General features: G+C 38.4%; 15 protein-coding genes and 2 pseudogenes. 7 read left to right on the forward strand and 10 right to left on the reverse strand.

What is annotated here, in order from left to right; translation table 11 throughout:
* The 6 genes and pseudogenes from GWD08_RS00820 to GWD08_RS00845 all read right to left on the reverse strand — a co-directional run.
* Nucleotides 1-315 (reverse strand): DUF771 domain-containing protein (locus GWD08_RS00820; protein WP_159563918.1); only part of this gene is annotated, 315 nt, incomplete at its 3' end.
* Nucleotides 316-515: 200 nt separating this feature from the next.
* On the reverse strand, nucleotides 516-1,682 hold the full coding sequence (locus tag GWD08_RS00825) for a spr1629 family repressor/antitoxin (protein ID WP_159563919.1): 1,167 nt from the start codon (nucleotides 1,680-1,682) through the stop codon (nucleotides 516-518).
* Between the two features lie 20 nt (nucleotides 1,683-1,702).
* Entirely contained in the window at nucleotides 1,703-2,410 is a 708-nt protein-coding gene (locus tag GWD08_RS00830) for a spr1630 family ClpXP-sensitive toxin (RefSeq protein ID WP_159563920.1), read from the reverse strand.
* Between the two features lie 244 nt (nucleotides 2,411-2,654).
* A pseudogene (locus tag GWD08_RS00835) lies at nucleotides 2,655-2,910 on the reverse strand (Txe/YoeB family addiction module toxin).
* Nucleotides 2,903-3,007 (reverse strand): annotated as a pseudogene (locus GWD08_RS00840) (type II toxin-antitoxin system Phd/YefM family antitoxin); the annotation flags it as partial. The pseudogenes GWD08_RS00840 and GWD08_RS00835, both read right to left, overlap by 8 nt.
* Nucleotides 3,008-3,365: 358 nt before the next feature.
* Nucleotides 3,366-4,682: an SLC13 family permease gene (locus tag GWD08_RS00845; protein ID WP_244295454.1), complete on the reverse strand. Its 1,317-nt coding sequence runs from the start codon at nucleotides 4,680-4,682 to the stop codon at nucleotides 3,366-3,368.
* Nucleotides 4,683-4,920: 238 nt separating this feature from the next.
* On the opposite strand from GWD08_RS00845, the gene nadC reads away from it, so the two are divergent.
* The gene (gene nadC / locus GWD08_RS00850) at nucleotides 4,921-5,778 is read left to right on the forward strand and encodes a carboxylating nicotinate-nucleotide diphosphorylase (protein ID WP_159563921.1); all 858 of its coding nucleotides are present in this window, start codon (nucleotides 4,921-4,923) and stop codon (nucleotides 5,776-5,778) included.
* 132 nt (nucleotides 5,779-5,910) lie between these two features.
* Here the strand turns inward: nadC and GWD08_RS00855 are convergent, their stop codons facing one another.
* Both GWD08_RS00855 and GWD08_RS00860 read right to left on the reverse strand, forming a co-directional pair.
* A complete protein-coding gene (locus tag GWD08_RS00855; protein ID WP_201447703.1) occupies nucleotides 5,911-6,438 on the reverse strand; it encodes a transcription repressor NadR in 528 nt (175 codons plus the stop codon).
* A 255-nt stretch (nucleotides 6,439-6,693) separates the two neighbouring features.
* On the reverse strand, nucleotides 6,694-6,900 hold the full coding sequence (locus tag GWD08_RS00860; protein WP_159563922.1) for a DUF3923 family protein: 207 nt from the start codon (nucleotides 6,898-6,900) through the stop codon (nucleotides 6,694-6,696).
* Nucleotides 6,901-7,204: 304 nt separating this feature from the next.
* On the opposite strand from GWD08_RS00860, the gene GWD08_RS00865 reads away from it, so the two are divergent.
* The 5 genes from GWD08_RS00865 (at nucleotide 7,205) to GWD08_RS00885 (ending at nucleotide 12,167) form a co-directional block, all read left to right on the forward strand.
* Complete coding sequence (locus GWD08_RS00865; RefSeq protein ID WP_159563923.1) at nucleotides 7,205-8,833, forward strand: ABC transporter substrate-binding protein; 1,629 nt, start codon at nucleotides 7,205-7,207, stop codon at nucleotides 8,831-8,833.
* 110 nt (nucleotides 8,834-8,943) lie between these two features.
* A complete protein-coding gene (locus tag GWD08_RS00870; RefSeq protein ID WP_159544577.1) occupies nucleotides 8,944-9,921 on the forward strand; it encodes an ABC transporter permease in 978 nt (325 codons plus the stop codon).
* Nucleotides 9,918-10,739, forward strand: coding sequence for an ABC transporter permease (locus GWD08_RS00875; protein WP_159548011.1), 822 nt, complete (start codon nucleotides 9,918-9,920; stop codon nucleotides 10,737-10,739). Before GWD08_RS00870 ends, GWD08_RS00875 begins: the two co-directional genes overlap by 4 nt.
* 11 nt (nucleotides 10,740-10,750) lie before the next feature.
* Nucleotides 10,751-11,554 (forward strand): ATP-binding cassette domain-containing protein, encoded by an 804-nt coding sequence (locus GWD08_RS00880; RefSeq protein WP_159548009.1) that lies wholly within the window; start codon nucleotides 10,751-10,753, stop codon nucleotides 11,552-11,554.
* Nucleotides 11,538-12,167: an ABC transporter ATP-binding protein gene (locus tag GWD08_RS00885; RefSeq protein ID WP_159548007.1), complete on the forward strand. Its 630-nt coding sequence runs from the start codon at nucleotides 11,538-11,540 to the stop codon at nucleotides 12,165-12,167. Before GWD08_RS00880 ends, GWD08_RS00885 begins: the two co-directional genes overlap by 17 nt.
* A 555-nt stretch (nucleotides 12,168-12,722) precedes the next feature.
* On the opposite strand, the gene GWD08_RS00890 is transcribed toward GWD08_RS00885, so the two are convergent.
* Nucleotides 12,723-13,025 (reverse strand): Spi family protease inhibitor, encoded by a 303-nt coding sequence (locus tag GWD08_RS00890; protein WP_159548005.1) that lies wholly within the window; start codon nucleotides 13,023-13,025, stop codon nucleotides 12,723-12,725.
* Nucleotide 13,026: 1 nt separating this feature from the next.
* Nucleotides 13,027-14,235 carry a C10 family peptidase gene (locus GWD08_RS00895; RefSeq protein WP_159548003.1) on the reverse strand — a complete coding sequence of 403 codons (1,209 nt, stop codon included), beginning with the start codon at nucleotides 14,233-14,235 and terminating at the stop codon, nucleotides 13,027-13,029.
* 830 nt (nucleotides 14,236-15,065) lie between these two features.
* Here GWD08_RS00895 and GWD08_RS00900 point away from each other — a divergent pair.
* Nucleotides 15,066-15,905: an Rgg/GadR/MutR family transcriptional regulator gene (locus GWD08_RS00900; protein WP_159563924.1), complete on the forward strand. Its 840-nt coding sequence runs from the start codon at nucleotides 15,066-15,068 to the stop codon at nucleotides 15,903-15,905.
* Nucleotides 15,906-16,143: the final 238 nt, after the last annotated feature.

Raw genomic sequence — 16,143 nt, forward strand, 5'->3', positions numbered from 1 at the left:
CAAAATAAAACCAAAATTTTCTTCAAAATATTTTCTAGCTCTAGTTGCTAATATTTTATAACGACTACCTTTACCCTTAGGATAAACAATAAAACCGTTTGGATTAATTGATAAATCCACATCCTTTTTAATATCTGGATTTAATAAGATATCATTAATTAATTTTGACCTACCAAGTCCCAATAATTCTTGTAAGTTATCAATATCCCACCATTTTCCTTGTTCATTATCACTTAACAAATCTAAATATTCCTCTTTTGAAATGATAACCACATCATCTGGTACCGGAACACTCACATTAAAAACCTGTTGCATACTCTTCACTCCTTTCTTAATAACGATTACCACTCACTCCAGCAAGCCTAAATATAAAAGCAAAACCAACAAATAATATCGTCAATGAAATATTCATTACTTGAAACACTATCAAATTAACTAAAATATAAATTAAGACCAACATTATAAATATAATAAAAAGCCATGAAATCTTCATGGCTCTTTGTTTACTATACGATTCAAATACTCTTTTTATAATCTTTAATATCAATAATCTTACTAAAGTCATTTACTTCACTAGATAAAAACTTATCAAAAAAAGTTTTTTCTACATAAAATAAACGTGATAAAAAATCCAAAGTAATTTTATTTGTTTTCAAAAATTGTTCGATTGTTATTAAATCGTTGTCAAATACTACGTTAAAAATACTACGTACCTTAGTTGGTCTCTTCACAGCAATATCTGTATCCAGTGGTTCTAACACCTTATATTTCTTTTTATAGATTAATCTATAAAAATAGTCATGCTGTCCTTTAGTTAATAATCCTAATTGAAATGCTCTATATTCCATTGCTTGAATTGAAACATTAAATTTCTTTTTTAAACTAATATATGAATCTGGATTACTTAATCTATTTTCAATATGTAAATCGTATATTACCTGCTTAAATCGCTTTTCTGGCAAGAGTAGATATGAAGCAAATTTATTCGCTTCAGATTCTTTTTTTTGTAAATCAAACTTATCTAAACTTTCAAAATCAACACCTCTATGAAGGAGTAAATGACCCAATTCATGAGCCAAATCAAAATTTCTTCTAACACCTGTCTTTTTTACACCTAAAATAATAAACGGAATCCCTTGTTGTGACCAAATACTATACGCATCTTCTGTACCATTCAAGTTTTTTTCAAAAATATAAATTCCAGACTTTTCTAGCTTGTAGAGTAAGTCACTATTATCATCTGATATATCTAACATTTCTCTACTAAAATCAGCTATTTTTTCAATACTTATGTTATTTTCAAGCATTTCTGCTACTTTTCTAGTCAAACTATAAAAATTTTGTTGTGGAAACTTAATAAATTGCTCTAAATAATTGATATATTTATTAATTGTATTTAAATAAACTTCTTGATAATTAATAATTTTACGTGAAATAGTATCTGAATTTCTAAAAGCAATATCTGACACACCAAAATTACTTTCAATAATACTATCTTCAAAATAATCAATATCAACTTGAAATATTTGAGCAAGCTTTAATTTTAATGTTGTTTTTGGAGAAACTTCTCCATTTTCAAATTGCCAAATCGCTTGCTCTGAAACTTCCAATTTTTGAGCCAATTCACCTCGGCTCATTTCAAATAAAAGGCGTAATTCTTCAATTTTTTCGCCATTATACATTAGTTATTACCTCTCTTATCTTAAAGAGACTGCTTCTTTTCCAGTGGTATTAAACCAAAGTTTTCTACTTCAACATCCTCATTTAATGTAGGAATAATATTTTTAGGATCTTCAATTGGTTGAATCGGGCTAGATGAAATATAAGTAGATAAGTCTTGTATATCAAGTAATTTATCCGAAATTGGATCTGGTAAAAGAACCTTAACACTTTTTAAAAGTCTTCGTTCAGATTGATTAGGTTCATAAGAGATCATCAAAAAGCAATCAAATTTACTTTTAAAATCCTCTGTAAATAAATCATCATTAAATAAATCAAGTTGAATAGTGATTTCTTTAGCATCTTTATCACCACTATAAGTTTTTACAATCTCTTTGTTAATTGATGCACTCTCATATAAATAAGAACTTTTAGTACGACTAGACTTTCCAAAAACTTGTTTTGACCTTGATTCCCCTTTAAAAAGAATCAACGTTTTTCCAAATTTTGTATCAGCACAAAATTGTAAATATTCCCAGCTTTCACCAGCTTTTTTCAATGCATCTCTCTTAAGAAATTTTGATTGACTTTTATCAAATGCATCATCTATATAATTTGATTTTGTCCAAGCAAAACCAGTTGAAACTGACATCTCTTCTTTTTTCTCAATTCTCATTTGAAGATAGTTATTATAACCTAATATAATATTATTGACAATCTCTTGTGCCTCTTCTTCGTTAAATAGTTCCATATGTTTTCTCCTTTTTTATACAGTCATTATATCATACATAAAGAAAACACAACATATTTTTTGAAAAACTTAAAGTAAAGAATTTAACATATAAAATTAAAGCCATGAAATGAATCATGGCATTATCTTATTTTTCACTTTTCTTTTTTGGTATATCTCAATAGAAACTTTTTTATTTTTTGTATATCAATCATTTAACACCTTCTATAAAATAAAAAAGCAGTCACTTTTTAAGCGACTACTGCTACTTATAATGATCTCTAAAAGATAAAAAAATAGATTTCACCATCTTCTATCATATAAATCAACCTATGTTCTTCTGTAATTCTTCGAGACCAAGCACCTGAATAATGGTATGTCAAAGGTTCTGGTTTTCCAATGCCTTCAAAAGGGGCTCTTTTAATATCTTCTATCAAACGATTAATTCGTTTCAAGACTTTTTGGTCTTCCTGTTACCAAGAAACATAATCTTTCCATGCTTCATCAGTAAAATTAAACATCTTCTACCTCAATTAAACTATGTTTAATGACTTGCTTTTCTTTAACTTGTGATATACCTTTAGTAACCTTATGCGATAGATAATCATTTTCCATTAAAAAAGAACAAGTTTTACTTGTCCAAGATTAATTGAATTCTTCTAACTTACGACCTATACCAGCCATATTATTTTGTGCTTTTTTAACATCCCTATTATTTAGAGTCATCACCTAAGGAGCTATCCTTGCCGGCTATTTGCTCATGCCACAAAAATTTAGTCCTTTTGGGCTGAAACATGCCGACTTTTGCTATTTAGCATTGGTGGAGTCGCTATCATTTTTTTGTGAATTTGGTATAATTTAAAGGCAGCTGTCTTATTGGGCACTCATCATGGTTCTTACTGTTAATTCACTATGGATTAGGGAGCAATTCTAACGTCCCTGTAAGGTTCAATCAAGGAACAAGCCCAAAGGGCTATCAGCCCCCACCCACCATTAGACTATAGATAAGCACCGCCAGTAAAGCAATGGCAAAGGTTAATGGCATGCCATACATCAGTTGCTGCTTAAAGACGCTGTCGCGTTCTTCCTGCTCTGGAATTGACGCTTGGATGAGCGAACCTGCAGCCGAAAATGGTGATATATTGGTCGATAAAGCACCCGCTACAATCGCTACGAATAAAACATGTGCTTGAATATGAGGATGCGCCTGCGAAATAGCTGTCGCAACCGGAAATAAGGTCGGCGCTACAACTGATAGCGTTGAGCTAAATAAGGAAAGAATGCCAGCTATAAAGGCAAAAGCCAGTGGTAATAGCTGAGGGGGAAGTGTTTGTCTCATGCCATTAGCAACTGTCTCTATCAGACCAAATTGGGTCGCTAGTTTAATGAGCACCCCCATCCCAGATAACATGATTAAGGTATTCCAGGGAAGCTGTGAAAAGACACGCTTTTGATCAGAGAGGTTAAGCAAAAAAGCAAGGACTGATAAGACTATACAAATCAGGCCAATATCTGCCATTCGTGTAACTGCTGTGAGTGTGTCAATGCCAGGAAAAAGCAAGCTTAAATTGGGCAGGACTAATACCAAAGCCATCATCATGCCCATTAAACCAAGCGTCTGCTTTTGCTTGTGGGTTAAAGCTGCTGGTTTTTCGATAACCCAAGCCGGCTGATTCGTCTGACGGTAAAAGAATTTATTAATGGCATAAGCCAAAAGCAAAAACAGTAATGGATATAAGATCGTAAAGAGAAAGATGGAAAGACCAAAACTTAGAGCCTCTTTACCCCAGCCGAGCTCTTTGAACAAGCCTTGAAAAACAAGACCTGAGCCACTGGTCATAAAGTTAGCACCGCCAGCAGCCCCTAAGTTGACCACCTGAGTGGTCAGCAAAATACTTTTACGACTCTGTTTACATAAGGATACAGCAAGTGGACAGCAGATTACCATGGTTGTAAAAAAGCCCGCTCCAGCAGCTGCTATCCCCATTGCTAGAAAATATAAAATCAGATAGATTCCTTGTGAATAGCTTTGCGTTTTATAAAGGACCAGCTGGGCAAGATAGGTTAAGGTACCGTTTGTAATCGCAAAATTATAAAATAAGGATACGGCAAGTATCGTGAAAAAGAGTTGAGTGGGCCACATGTCAATCAAATCTTTTGGTGCTACTTTTAATACACCAGCACCTATTAAATAGGCAAATGCTATCGCAATCAAACCAACGTTGATTTTCTTCCAATAGCCAATGGCGATTGATAAAAAAATGGCAATAATAATAACAAACTGAATCAGCATCTATTTCCCCTTAAATTATTAGAGTTGGAAGTACTCTCCCCCATTTAAGTTGCTATGATAAGCCTGTCAACTAACTTAAACTAATGTTTTACCCTATTTGTTTTGAAAATATGATGAGCAAACTGACGCTCAATTGATGATATGGATCGTTTTACCACTTGACTATTGTACCAAAAAGACATAAACTTGTCTTGTCATGTGTAAAGACAAGTTTAATTTTACTATTTAGGAGGATTGAATGTACCCCCAACTCAATAACTTTCAAATTGATGACGTCTTAATTAGAGCTTTACAAGAGGATGTTAATTCCGAAGATTTTAGTACCAACGCTATTTTTGATAACCCTAAATTAGCAACAGTCTCACTAATAGCTAAAGAAGCTGGACTGCTCGCAGGCTTAGATGTTTTTAAGAGAGTCTTTCAGTTATATGATGCTGAGGTTAGCTTTTCTGATAGCCCGTTTGAAGACGGCAGCCCATTTCAAAAAGGCGATAAGATTTTAGAGGTTGTCGGTAAGGTAAGCACTTTATTAACGTGTGAGCGCGTTGCGTTAAACTTTCTGCAAAGAATGTCGGGTATTGCCAGCCTAGCTGACGCTTACATCAAAGCTTTAGATGATCCTTCCATTAAGGTTTTTGATACACGAAAAACCACCCCGAACCTCCGTCTTTTTGAAAAATATGCTGTTAGGGTCGGTGGCGCATACAACCATCGCTTTAATCTATCAGACGCTATCATGCTAAAAGATAATCACATTAACGCTGCTGGTAGTGTGACTGCCGCTATTACAAAAGCTAAGCAATATGCGCCTTTTATCAAGCAAGTCGAAATTGAAGTAGAGACGCTTGAAGAGGTACAAGAAGCAGTGGCAGCAAAAGCTGACATCATTATGTTAGATAATATGAACCTTGAGCTGATCAAAAAAGCTATCTCTATCATCAACAAACAAGCTATAATCGAAGTTTCAGGCAATATCACGCTAGATAATATTGCCACCTTCAAAGGTCTTGAAGTTGATTATATTTCTAGCGGTAGCTTGACCCATAACGCTAGCAGTATTGACTTTTCAATGAAACAGTTACGGTATCTGGACTAAAAAATAGGCCTATTATTTTCTACGCTAAGAAAATAATGGGTCTATTTCTAATATAGTTAAGGGTCACTAGCACAAGCTAAGCTTTATGTGTGTGGGGAATCAGGGTTCCCTAGCTATAAAAAGTGCCAAGGCTCATTCTCCAACGATAAAGCCCATCTTTGCCCACTGCTCCTCTACTTCATCTAAGATAGCTTCTGTATCTGCTACAATCGTATGGTAATGGTAGCCATCTGTAAGCCGCTTAAGCGGCCTGCTAACGCCTGATGTCATCTTAAGCAATAGGTCTTGAACATCCTTTCGTGATTTGATGTTCAATTCGATCCTGATTTTTCCATAGGCCTTGTGCCATACAAAGACATCTTTAAGGACTGCCCCGACATCAACAACAGCATTTAGCTCTCGTTCAATATCGTCATCGGTGTGCAAAACTTTTAAAATTCTACTGCATTTTGTGGATAGAAATAGCTTATAGCCACGATGAGTTGAGACAATATCATGGCTTTCTGCTTTTAAAATAGCAATATCTTGAACGATGACTTGCCTAGAAACATTAAACATGTTAGCCAGGTTGGTACCGCTGATGGGATAATCACTGTCTTTTAGAACATCTAAAATTTGTCCGCGCCTTTTACTGGTTTCCGTCATTTTTTCATGCCTCATTTTTAACTTCCTACTTCATTATATTAAGAAAAATGGGCTGAAAAAGCAACTGCTGATTCAGCAAAAAATGAGAATTGGCACCCTCAGGTAAGGGCAATTACCGATTAACAGCTGTAAGCGAATACGCCAAGTCTTAAATCACCTGCTAGCGCGATGCTATTTGTAGCATTGATGTCAGCGTCTGCCTTGCTAAGGGAAATAACGCTCTTTCTTGTTTTTTAGCAAAAAAGAGCGTTGGCATCGATCACCGCTCTGCTATTTTCTTTGAGAAAAAAACTTATCAATAAGCCACTGTAAAAGGGCAACCAGGCCTACAAAAATAAGCCAAACGCTCAATGATAGGACTTTAACTGCTAAAACATTCTTCGCGCCTGATCCATCTTGCGGTCTAACCCACAGGTAGACTCCGACTAAAACGCTCAGCAAAAGCTCAAGCCAAACGAAATATTTTTTGATCATCATCTTTTCTCCTTATGCAGTTCTGCCACTGTAAAACGATTACATCACTAGGATGACATACCCATTATCAGGTGACAAGCCTGGGACCTTTGTCTAAGGACAGCAAGCTTGTGTGATTGCTCCTTGTGGCATTTCAAGAGCCAGATTGGGGAAATCAGGCTTGGTAAGCAGATAGATGAAAAAAACAAACTATTTAATTAACCAGTTAAACAATTGCCTTGCTATTTTTTTCTTGTTATAATAAAAAAGTCGGCAACATGCCACTATTTATCACATACATTATTTATTAGAAATAGGAGATTGATTAGTGTCAAAATACCTAAAATACCTTTCTATTGTCACTGTCTTGCTGGCGAGTTTTGTCTTAGTCGCCTGTCAAAAACAAACATCGCAACCAAAGGAACGCGCACGCAAACAGCGGCCAAAAGATGAATTGGTCGTTTCGATGGGGGCAAAATTACCACATGAATTTGACCCCAAAGATCGCTATGGCATCCATAACGAAGGCAACATTACGCACAGCACTTTGTTAAAACGGACACCTGATTTAAAGATCACAGGTGAGCTGGCCAAAAAATACACCATTTCTAAAGACGGTCTGACTTGGACCTTTGATTTGAATGATGATTTCAAATTCTCCAATGGAGAACCCGTGACTGCTGATGATGTTAAATTTACCTATGACATGTTAAAGGCAGATGGAAAAGCCTGGGACCTTACGTTCATTAAAGATATTGACGTTCTTGACAAAGATACCATTGCTATCCACTTAACAGAAGCGCATTCAACCTTTACAGCGCAATTAACCGAAATTCCGATTGTCCCTAAAAACCATTATAATGACAACTATAAGAGCAACCCTATTGGCTCTGGCCCTTACATGGTCAAAGAATACAAGGCTGGAGAGCAAGCTATCTTTGTCCGCAATCCCTATTGGCATGGGAAAAAACCTTATTTCAAAAAGTGGACCTGGGTCTTGCTTGATGAAAATACAGCCCTAGCTGCTTTAGAATCTGGGGATGTTGATATAATCTATGCCACACCAGAACTGGCTGATAAGAAAGTTAAAGGCACACGTCTGCTTAATATTGCTTCAAATGATGTCCGTGGAATTTCCCTACCTTATGTTAAAAAGGGTCTGATCAAAAATTCTCCTGATGGTTATCCGGTAGGTAATGATGTAACGAGTGATCCTGCCATTCGCAAAGCTTTAACAATCGGTTTAAATCGTAAGAAAGTTCTTGACACTGTCTTAAATGGCTATGGCAAACCAGCCTATTCCATTATTGACCACACGCCTTTTTGGGAACCTAAAACAGCCATTAAAGACAATAAAGTCGCTAAAGCTAAACAACTGTTGACCAAGGCTGGCTGGCAAGAGCAAGCTGACGGCACCCGCAAAAAAGGGGATCTTAAAGCTGAGTTTGACCTCTACTATCCTACTAATGATCAGCTGCGCGCCAATTTAGCCGTCGAAGTGGCTGAGCAAGCTAAAGCACTAGGTATTACCATCAAACTAAAAGCCAGCAACTGGGATGAGATGGCAACTAAAGCCCATGATTCAGCCTTGCTTTATGCAGGAGGACGGCACCACGCGCAGCAATTTTACGAATCGCACCATCCTGATTTAGCTGGAAAAGGCTGGACCAATATTACCTTCTACAACAATCCTACTGTTACCAAGTACCTTGACAAAGCAATGGCTTCTTCTGACCTTGATAAAGCTAATAAATACTGGAAATTAGCGCAATGGGACGGAGAAACTGGTGCTTCCACTCTTGGAGACTTACCTGATGTATGGTTAGTGAGTCTTAACCATACGTATATGGGTGATAAGCGGATTAATGTTGGTAAACAAGGTATTCACAGTCACGGTCATGATTGGTCACTCTTAACCAATATTGCTGACTGGACTTGGGATGAATCTGCTAAGTAACTGTTTTAGGAACCACCACAATTTTAAGCTTGGAGTCAAGAAAGCAATGGCCACTTGGTTTGGTGTGCCAAGCATTTCTTTGACTCCTTTTTTAATGAAGGAGATTATCTGTGAAACACATTACCTCTGTCCTTACCTGGAAAATCATCAGGTGTTTGACTCTCATTTTTGGGGTATCCATCTTGACATTTAGTTTATTAAAACTATCACCCGTCGACCCTATAATGGCCAGCGTCAACTACGATACCTCATTGACTCCAACTCAGTATAAAGCCATTGCACAGCACTACGGCTTAGATAAGCCGGCCTTCGTTCAATACCTGCTTTGGTTGAAAAACCTTCTCCAAGGACATCTGGGAACCTCGCTGATCTACCGACAACCCGTTGCTGATATTATTAAAGCACGCGCCGGGGCATCCTTTGTCCTCATGGGCTTATCCTGGCTCTTATCTGGGATCATTGGCTTTATCCTAGGAACTTTATCGGCCTTTCGTCAGGGCAAACTGCTGGATCGCTTGGTCCGTTGGTTTTCCTACCTACAAATTTCTGTTCCTACCTTTTGGATTGGCCTGCTTTTCTTACTGGTCTTTTCGGTACAATTGGGCTGGTTCCCTATTGGGATCTCATCTCCCATCGGGATCTTGAGCCAAGATGTGACCCTGGCTGATCGCATCAGGCACCTGATCCTACCTGTATTTACACTCAGCATCCTAGGCATTGCCAATGTGACCCTTCATACACGGACCAAGATGCTATCTGTCCTCTCTAGTGACTACGTCTTATTTGCCCGGGCACGTGGTGAGACACAATGGCAAATCTTCAAGAATCATTGCCTGAGAAATGCTATCGTACCAGCCATTACCCTCCATTTTTCCTATTTTGGGGAATTATTTGGAGGATCTGTCCTTGCTGAGCAAGTCTTTTCTTATCCTGGTTTAGGCTCAACACTCACCGAAGCTGGGCTAAAAAGTGACACACCGCTCCTGCTTGCAATCGTGATGATTGGAACGCTGTTTGTCTTTGCTGGCAATCTGATTGCCGATATTTTAAATAGCCTCATCAATCCCCAACTAAGGAGAAAAGCATGACATTAGAACGTCGAACCCTTGTTTTATGGCAGCTAGGCGTCGCTAGTTTGTTGATTCTTAGCGTCTTATTCCTCAATGCTTACTTTTACCACACCCCTTTACAGACGGATGCAACACTGCGCAATCTATCTCCCTCTTTACATCATCTCTTTGGAACTGATAGCTTAGGGCGTGATATGTTTGTCCGGACCATTAAGGGACTTCATTTTTCGCTGCAAGTTGGGCTCCTTGGTGCCTTCATGGGCGTTGTTTTAGCAACTGTCTTTGGGGTTTTAGCTGGCTTAGGAAATACTATTATTGATAAACTCATTGCCTGGCTAATTGATTTATTTATCGGCATGCCCCATCTGATTTTTATGATTCTTATTTCCTTTGTTGTTGGTAAGGGCGCTAAAGGCGTTATTGTAGCTACAGCAGTTACCCATTGGCCATCATTAGCCAGATTAATTCGTAATGAAGTCTATCACCTAAAAAATAAAGAATTTGTCCAACTCTCTAAAAGTATGGGAAAATCACCCTATTATATTGTCAGGCACCATATCTTACCTTTAATAGCTTCGCAAATCTTTATTGGGTTTATTCTGTTATTTCCCCATGTTATTCTCCACGAAGCCTCAATGACTTTCTTAGGTTTTGGGCTTTCTGCGGAGCAACCTTCGGTTGGCATTATCCTCTCAGAAGCTGCCAAACACATTTCACTTGGTAATTGGTGGTTAGTGCTTTTCCCGGGACTTTATCTGATTGTGATTGTTAATGCCTTTGATACCCTTGGCGAAGCATTGAAGAAATTAATCTCCCCGCACAATGACATTCTTTAGGAGCCAATGATATGACAAAGACAGTGTTAAGCATTAAAGACTTATCGATTACATTTACACAATATGGGCGATTGTTAACCCCTTTTCGTTCAACCCCAATTGAAGCATTAGATTTAGACATTAAAAAAGGGGAGCTTTTAGCCATTATTGGTGCTAGCGGCTCAGGTAAGAGCTTGCTAGCACATGCTATTATGGGCATTCTTCCGCGCAATGCTGAGGTAAGCGGCCAAATGATCTACCGTGGTCAAGCACTCACTCCTCAGCGGATGAAGCAAATTCGAGGAAAAGAAATCACCTTGATTCCACAATCAGTCAATTACTTGGATCCTTCCATGAAGGTCAAACACCAGGTACGCTTAGGCATTTCAAAAAATGCTCAGCAGGTGCAAGAAGAATTGTTTGATCAATTTGGTTTAACCAAAGCTGATGGTGAGCTCTATCCCTTCCAACTTTCTGGCGGCATGCTAAGGCGGGTCTTATTTACGACTTGCCTGGGTGAGCAGGTTTCTTTGATTATTGCTGATGAGCCTACTCCTGGTTTACACCCAGATGCCCTGCAAATGGTGCTCAAGCAATTACGCGCCTTTGTAGACCAGGGGATTAGTGTGATGTTTATCACGCATGATATTATCGCGGCAAGCCAAATCGCCGATCGGATTACTGTTTTTAAAGATGGCCGAGCGATTGAAACAGCACCAGCACATTACTTTAGTGGTGATGGCGACAACTTGCAGACAGCATTTGCTAGAAAACTCTGGCGTTCGTTGCCACAACACGCTTTTTTGAAAGGAGTGAGTGATGACCTTAGAAGCTAACCATCTCGGCTTTTACCATAACAAAGACCGATGGCTATTTAAGGATGTTCAGCTAAGCCTTGAGCCAGGGCAGATTTTAGGTATTTTTGGCCAAAGCGGCTGCGGTAAAACCAGCCTATCCAAGATCTTAGCAGGTTTTGGGCAACCTCAGCTTGGCCAGGTATTAGTCGATGGGCAGCCTTTGCCGCACAAAGGCTTTCGCCCGGTGCAACTCATCCAGCAGCACCCCGAAAAAACCATGAATCCACTTTGGACCATGCAAAAAAGCTTGACGGAAGCCTACAAGCCCAGTCAGGACCTGCTCTTAGCCTTTGGTATTCAAGAAAAATGGCTAACGCGTCGCCCCAGTGAGCTCTCAGGTGGTGAGTTGCAACGTTTTTCGATTGTGCGTGCCCTGCATCCTAAGACCAAGTACCTGATTGCTGATGAGATGACCACGATGTTAGATAGTATTACCCAGGCTCAGGTCTGGCAGAGCTTGTTACACATTGTCAAAGACCGACAACTAGGCCTAGTAATCATTAGCCATGATTTCACCATGCTTGAAAAACTATGTGATGCTTGCTATCTCATTGAAGAGAATCGCATGATCCCATTCAACCAGGCTAAGTGAGTGACCAGCATCGGATTTAGGCTGCTGCTGTCAAAAGCACTAGAGTTAACAGCTAGTGATTGAGGCCTATCCCACTGACAAAGCCACAATCAGACAAAAAAGTGCATTCCTCCTCGTTGGGAATGCACTTTTTTATTAGGATAAGCCATTCTTTTTGCTATGTCAAAATATCGTATTTCGGCCAAAAAATGACCCCTCCCTCGGTGGCTGTTGACACCTTCAGATAGGTGAAGCCCGTAAGCAGGCCAGGGGTGGGCGCATTTATCTGATGAATGGTAAGCAAAAACAAAGACGTAAAAGGACTGAGTCCGGGGCAAGCCAAACTCAGTCCTTTACTTAGTAAACTTTAAGATGCACTAACTTAGTGTTTTTCGTTTTAAAAGCTTACGTGATAAATGGAAGGCTGCTGTTAACAGCCCCCATTCCCACAGCCATAGAAGCGAGCACCATCCTTTAAGCTGGCTTTTTCAAATGCATCAAGCTTTTTAATACCTAATCTTTTTTCTTATCATTAGCGTCAAACTAAGTTCAGAAAAAGACCTGTGATAGAAAGGCTTAGTCTAGAGATTTGATTTGCTCTTGATAAGCTTCAATCATGCTCCAGACATTCTCTGTATCAATATCCAGTGTATTGTCAAAAGAATAGCCTAAAATAGTATGAGCTCTGGTGTCACCTGATACAATCACAAAGCCTGCTGGGTCTAGGGAATAGATATACAATTCATTAGTCACAGGGTTATCTAAAGGATAGATTAAGCCTTGGATTTGTCTGCTATTTGTATTCCAAGGATGCTCTTTACAGAATGCCTCGGCTATGCTACGTGCTTGTTTTTCCGTTCTAACGGTTTCTTTAGCCATCTTAAGGTTTGATTCCTACAACAGCACTTTGGTAAGCATTAAAGCCACCGGCACCGCCACCAGTACCTAATGCTCCAGGATTTAGTGCATCTAGTCTAAAGAAGCCATCTGAGATTCCGCCCCAGCCCCAGTTAACATGGTAGAAGTCGTTACCATCTGTACCATCAATAACAAAGGCATGGCCGCCTGCTGTTCCGACACCTTGGTAGTATACAGGTTGGTTTTGGGTAAGTTCATTATCAATTTGTGTTTCCCATGCTTCTTTGGTGTAAGAATCGCGGTTGATTTGGCGAACAGATTGTGAGTAGCCAAAGTTTTCTTTTAGCGCTTTTTGAACAAGAGGGCTACCGCTAGAACCACTGGATGGTCCATAGTTCATGTCTACTGAGATACCCACATCAGACATCAATTCAGAGATAGCGTCTTTTTGAACGCTACTTTCGTTTCCTCTATAGGCAGGTAAAATGTTGTTCCAGTTGTATTCTCGATTAGAAATGGCAGCAAACAAGGTTACAGGTTGTTTAAAGTAGTCATTTCTAAAGGTGTAGGTATGATCCTTAACGCCTTTATTAGGATAATTGTGGTACTTCATGATTTGGGCCGTCGCAGTAGCCACACAGCCTGTTGCGGAGTGTTGGCCTACATAAGACCTTTCTCCTGGTTTTACTCTTTGTACAACAGGAGTTAATAAATTATAAGGGAAGCCTTGGTTGTAGTGAATGCCTTTAGCATCTAATAAAGAGTTAACAACAGGTTGTTTAATGTCATTAGCGTTTGAATACGTCACTTTTAATTTCTTGTTGGCTGTAATTTGGTCAGCGTAGGTCTTGATAAAGGAAGAAATGTTATCCTTACCATTAACATCAAAAGAACCCTTTGGTGAATAGCCTAAAATTTCAGGAGAACGTTTATCTGCTGAGACGATAACAAAGCCACCTGTAGAGATGTTGTAAACATACATATTGGCATTAGAAAGGTTATCTCCTAATGATACTTTATCAAGCTTAATATTTTGCGCAGCTTGTTCAGAACTTACTTTGAAAGCATGGTCATTAAGCCCTGCTGTTTTTTCAATAAATGTAATGGCACTATCATGAGCTTCTTTTTCATTACGGCTAAAGTTATCATCAGCCAATGCTGGATTTGCAGCAATAAAGGCACCTAGTGCTAAAAGGCTTAACAATCTGATACTTAATTTTTTCTTGTTCATCTCTTTTACCTCCTTAAAAGTCATTTCATGTCATGTGTTCACTCTTTTTAGTACATGGGACACACCTCCTTGCTGAAAAGTTAAGTTAATCTAAGAAGGCTTTGCTTTTTGGCGGCAAGTCCTTCTTAGCTTATATGCTAAAGAAAGATGGAATAATAGGGGTACGAGCTAGGTGATCAAACATCGCAAACCTTAATTGTCAGCTTACGCAAGCGGTGGCAACTACTTAATTGGTTAAGTTAAAGAGCGTTTTTATTTGGGTCGACCCCTGCTTTACCATAGCAACGCTTACTGGTATATCAGCAATACTCGTTAGCGTATGGGGAAAGAAGAGCTCTTGCTACCCAACAACGTTTTATTATTTTTAAAAGCGCTTTCACAGCGGATGCCATTTGCCTGTAATAGCATCCTGATGATTTATTGTGATCGTCGTTATAGGTTAGGAAAAATAGATTTTGAGATGGCACGTTTTATCTGGATGCTCGACCTTATTTTTTTGAAAGCTGTTTCTGTTTTATCAACTTTCTTTTTCTGTCCTTACAAATCCTGAGATTTTTTAGTGCCTACTCTAGTTGACAAGACGCCTGATAAGACTGATAATATAAGCACAATGCTTCGTACGATAATCAATGTTTTGATTGGCTTGCTCATTTTCATCTGCTATCATTCCACCTATCGTCTATAAAAACATCAACAATAACCACATCGTATTAGCCCTCCTTTTAGTCTTTTGACTACATGGTAAGGTAAGACCAGATGAAATAGACAATAGGTTACGTATTATGTATAGTGGTAACGTATTTTTAACATAGATTAAGAGGCTAGAAAAAATGGAACTAGGTGAAACAGTAGAATTTATTAGACATTCAAAAAACATTCCTATCAAGCAAGTTTGTGGTGACTATTTGACCCGGCAAACCTATTATCGTTTTATTAAAAACAATCTGGATATTTCTTCTAAAAAGTTACTTTACATCTTAGATAATCTAAATGTGAATGTTGATGAATTCTTATTTATCAACAATAACTTTAAGCAATACAAAGAATTCATTGACATGGACACTGCCAAACACTATTTTGAATGTCAAAATAGTGAAGGATTACATCGCATCCTTGATGCTTACCGAGATAGCAAATCCATTAAGGAAAAGAATCTGTTTGCACTGGTCAAAGTCTTACTAGCCACCTTAACCCATGAAGATTGTTCCAAGGAACAGATTTATTTAACAAACTATCTCATCAATATTGAAACCTGGAGCCATTATGAAACGGTACTCTTTAATAACTGCATGTTCATTTTTGATTCTAATTTCATCGAAATTGTTTTTTCCAAAGTTATCCTAAACCTCGATAAATACAATACCTTGAGGTATTATGGTAATGAATCCATTAGAATGTTTGTCAATATGCTGATTCTTTTTATCCAAAGGCAGGAATACCATAAGGCCACTGACATTCTAAACCAAATCGAAAATTACAAATTAAACGATGATTGCCTATATGAGCGCTGTTGCATCTCCTTTTTTGCCGGCATTCTTGGGATTATTGAGGGCAAACCAGGCGCTGAACAAAAATGCGACGATGTCCTTCAAATTTTTCAATTACTAAATTGCAAGACCAGTCATAAAATGTTCACAGCTTATCTCCAAACCATCAAAAAGAAAACATAACACCGGCTTTAGCGGTATTTGGAAAACCCCAACCCTACCTCTAAGCTGCTACCAGAAAAAAACTCGCAGTACCAAGCAGCTGCATCACTGATGAAAAAACCACTACAGACTTAGCCAAATACAGCGTATCTTTGCTCAACAGGATGACAGCCTAAAAAGTGCGTTCCCGATGCACCGGGAACGCACTTTATTATGTGCTAAAAACTAAAAATACAAACCCCTCCTATCACCCATTAAA

It is taken from the genome of Streptococcus halichoeri (assembly GCF_009870755.1).
Taxonomy (GTDB): domain Bacteria; phylum Bacillota; class Bacilli; order Lactobacillales; family Streptococcaceae; genus Streptococcus; species Streptococcus halichoeri.

Bases quoted from the DNA above. Each gene is read 5' to 3' on its own strand.
- GWD08_RS00885 (WP_159548007.1), top strand. From the start codon at position 11,538: ATGACCTTAGAAGCTAACCATCTCGGCTTTTACCATAACAAAGACCGA.
- GWD08_RS00825 (WP_159563919.1), bottom strand. From the start codon at position 1,682: ATGTATAATGGCGAAAAAATTGAAGAATTACGCCTTTTATTTGAAATG.
- nadC (WP_159563921.1), top strand. From the start codon at position 4,921: ATGTACCCCCAACTCAATAACTTTCAAATTGATGACGTCTTAATTAGA.
- GWD08_RS00855 (WP_201447703.1), bottom strand. From the start codon at position 6,438: ATGAGGCATGAAAAAATGACGGAAACCAGTAAAAGGCGCGGACAAATT.
- GWD08_RS00895 (WP_159548003.1), bottom strand. From the start codon at position 14,235: ATGAACAAGAAAAAATTAAGTATCAGATTGTTAAGCCTTTTAGCACTA.
- GWD08_RS00880 (WP_159548009.1), top strand. From the start codon at position 10,751: ATGACAAAGACAGTGTTAAGCATTAAAGACTTATCGATTACATTTACA.
- GWD08_RS00890 (WP_159548005.1), bottom strand. From the start codon at position 13,025: ATGGCTAAAGAAACCGTTAGAACGGAAAAACAAGCACGTAGCATAGCC.
- GWD08_RS00845 (WP_244295454.1), bottom strand. From the start codon at position 4,682: ATGCTGATTCAGTTTGTTATTATTATTGCCATTTTTTTATCAATCGCC.
- GWD08_RS00875 (WP_159548011.1), top strand. From the start codon at position 9,918: ATGACATTAGAACGTCGAACCCTTGTTTTATGGCAGCTAGGCGTCGCT.
- GWD08_RS00900 (WP_159563924.1), top strand. From the start codon at position 15,066: ATGGAACTAGGTGAAACAGTAGAATTTATTAGACATTCAAAAAACATT.
- GWD08_RS00860 (WP_159563922.1), bottom strand. From the start codon at position 6,900: ATGATGATCAAAAAATATTTCGTTTGGCTTGAGCTTTTGCTGAGCGTT.
- GWD08_RS00830 (WP_159563920.1), bottom strand. From the start codon at position 2,410: ATGGAACTATTTAACGAAGAAGAGGCACAAGAGATTGTCAATAATATT.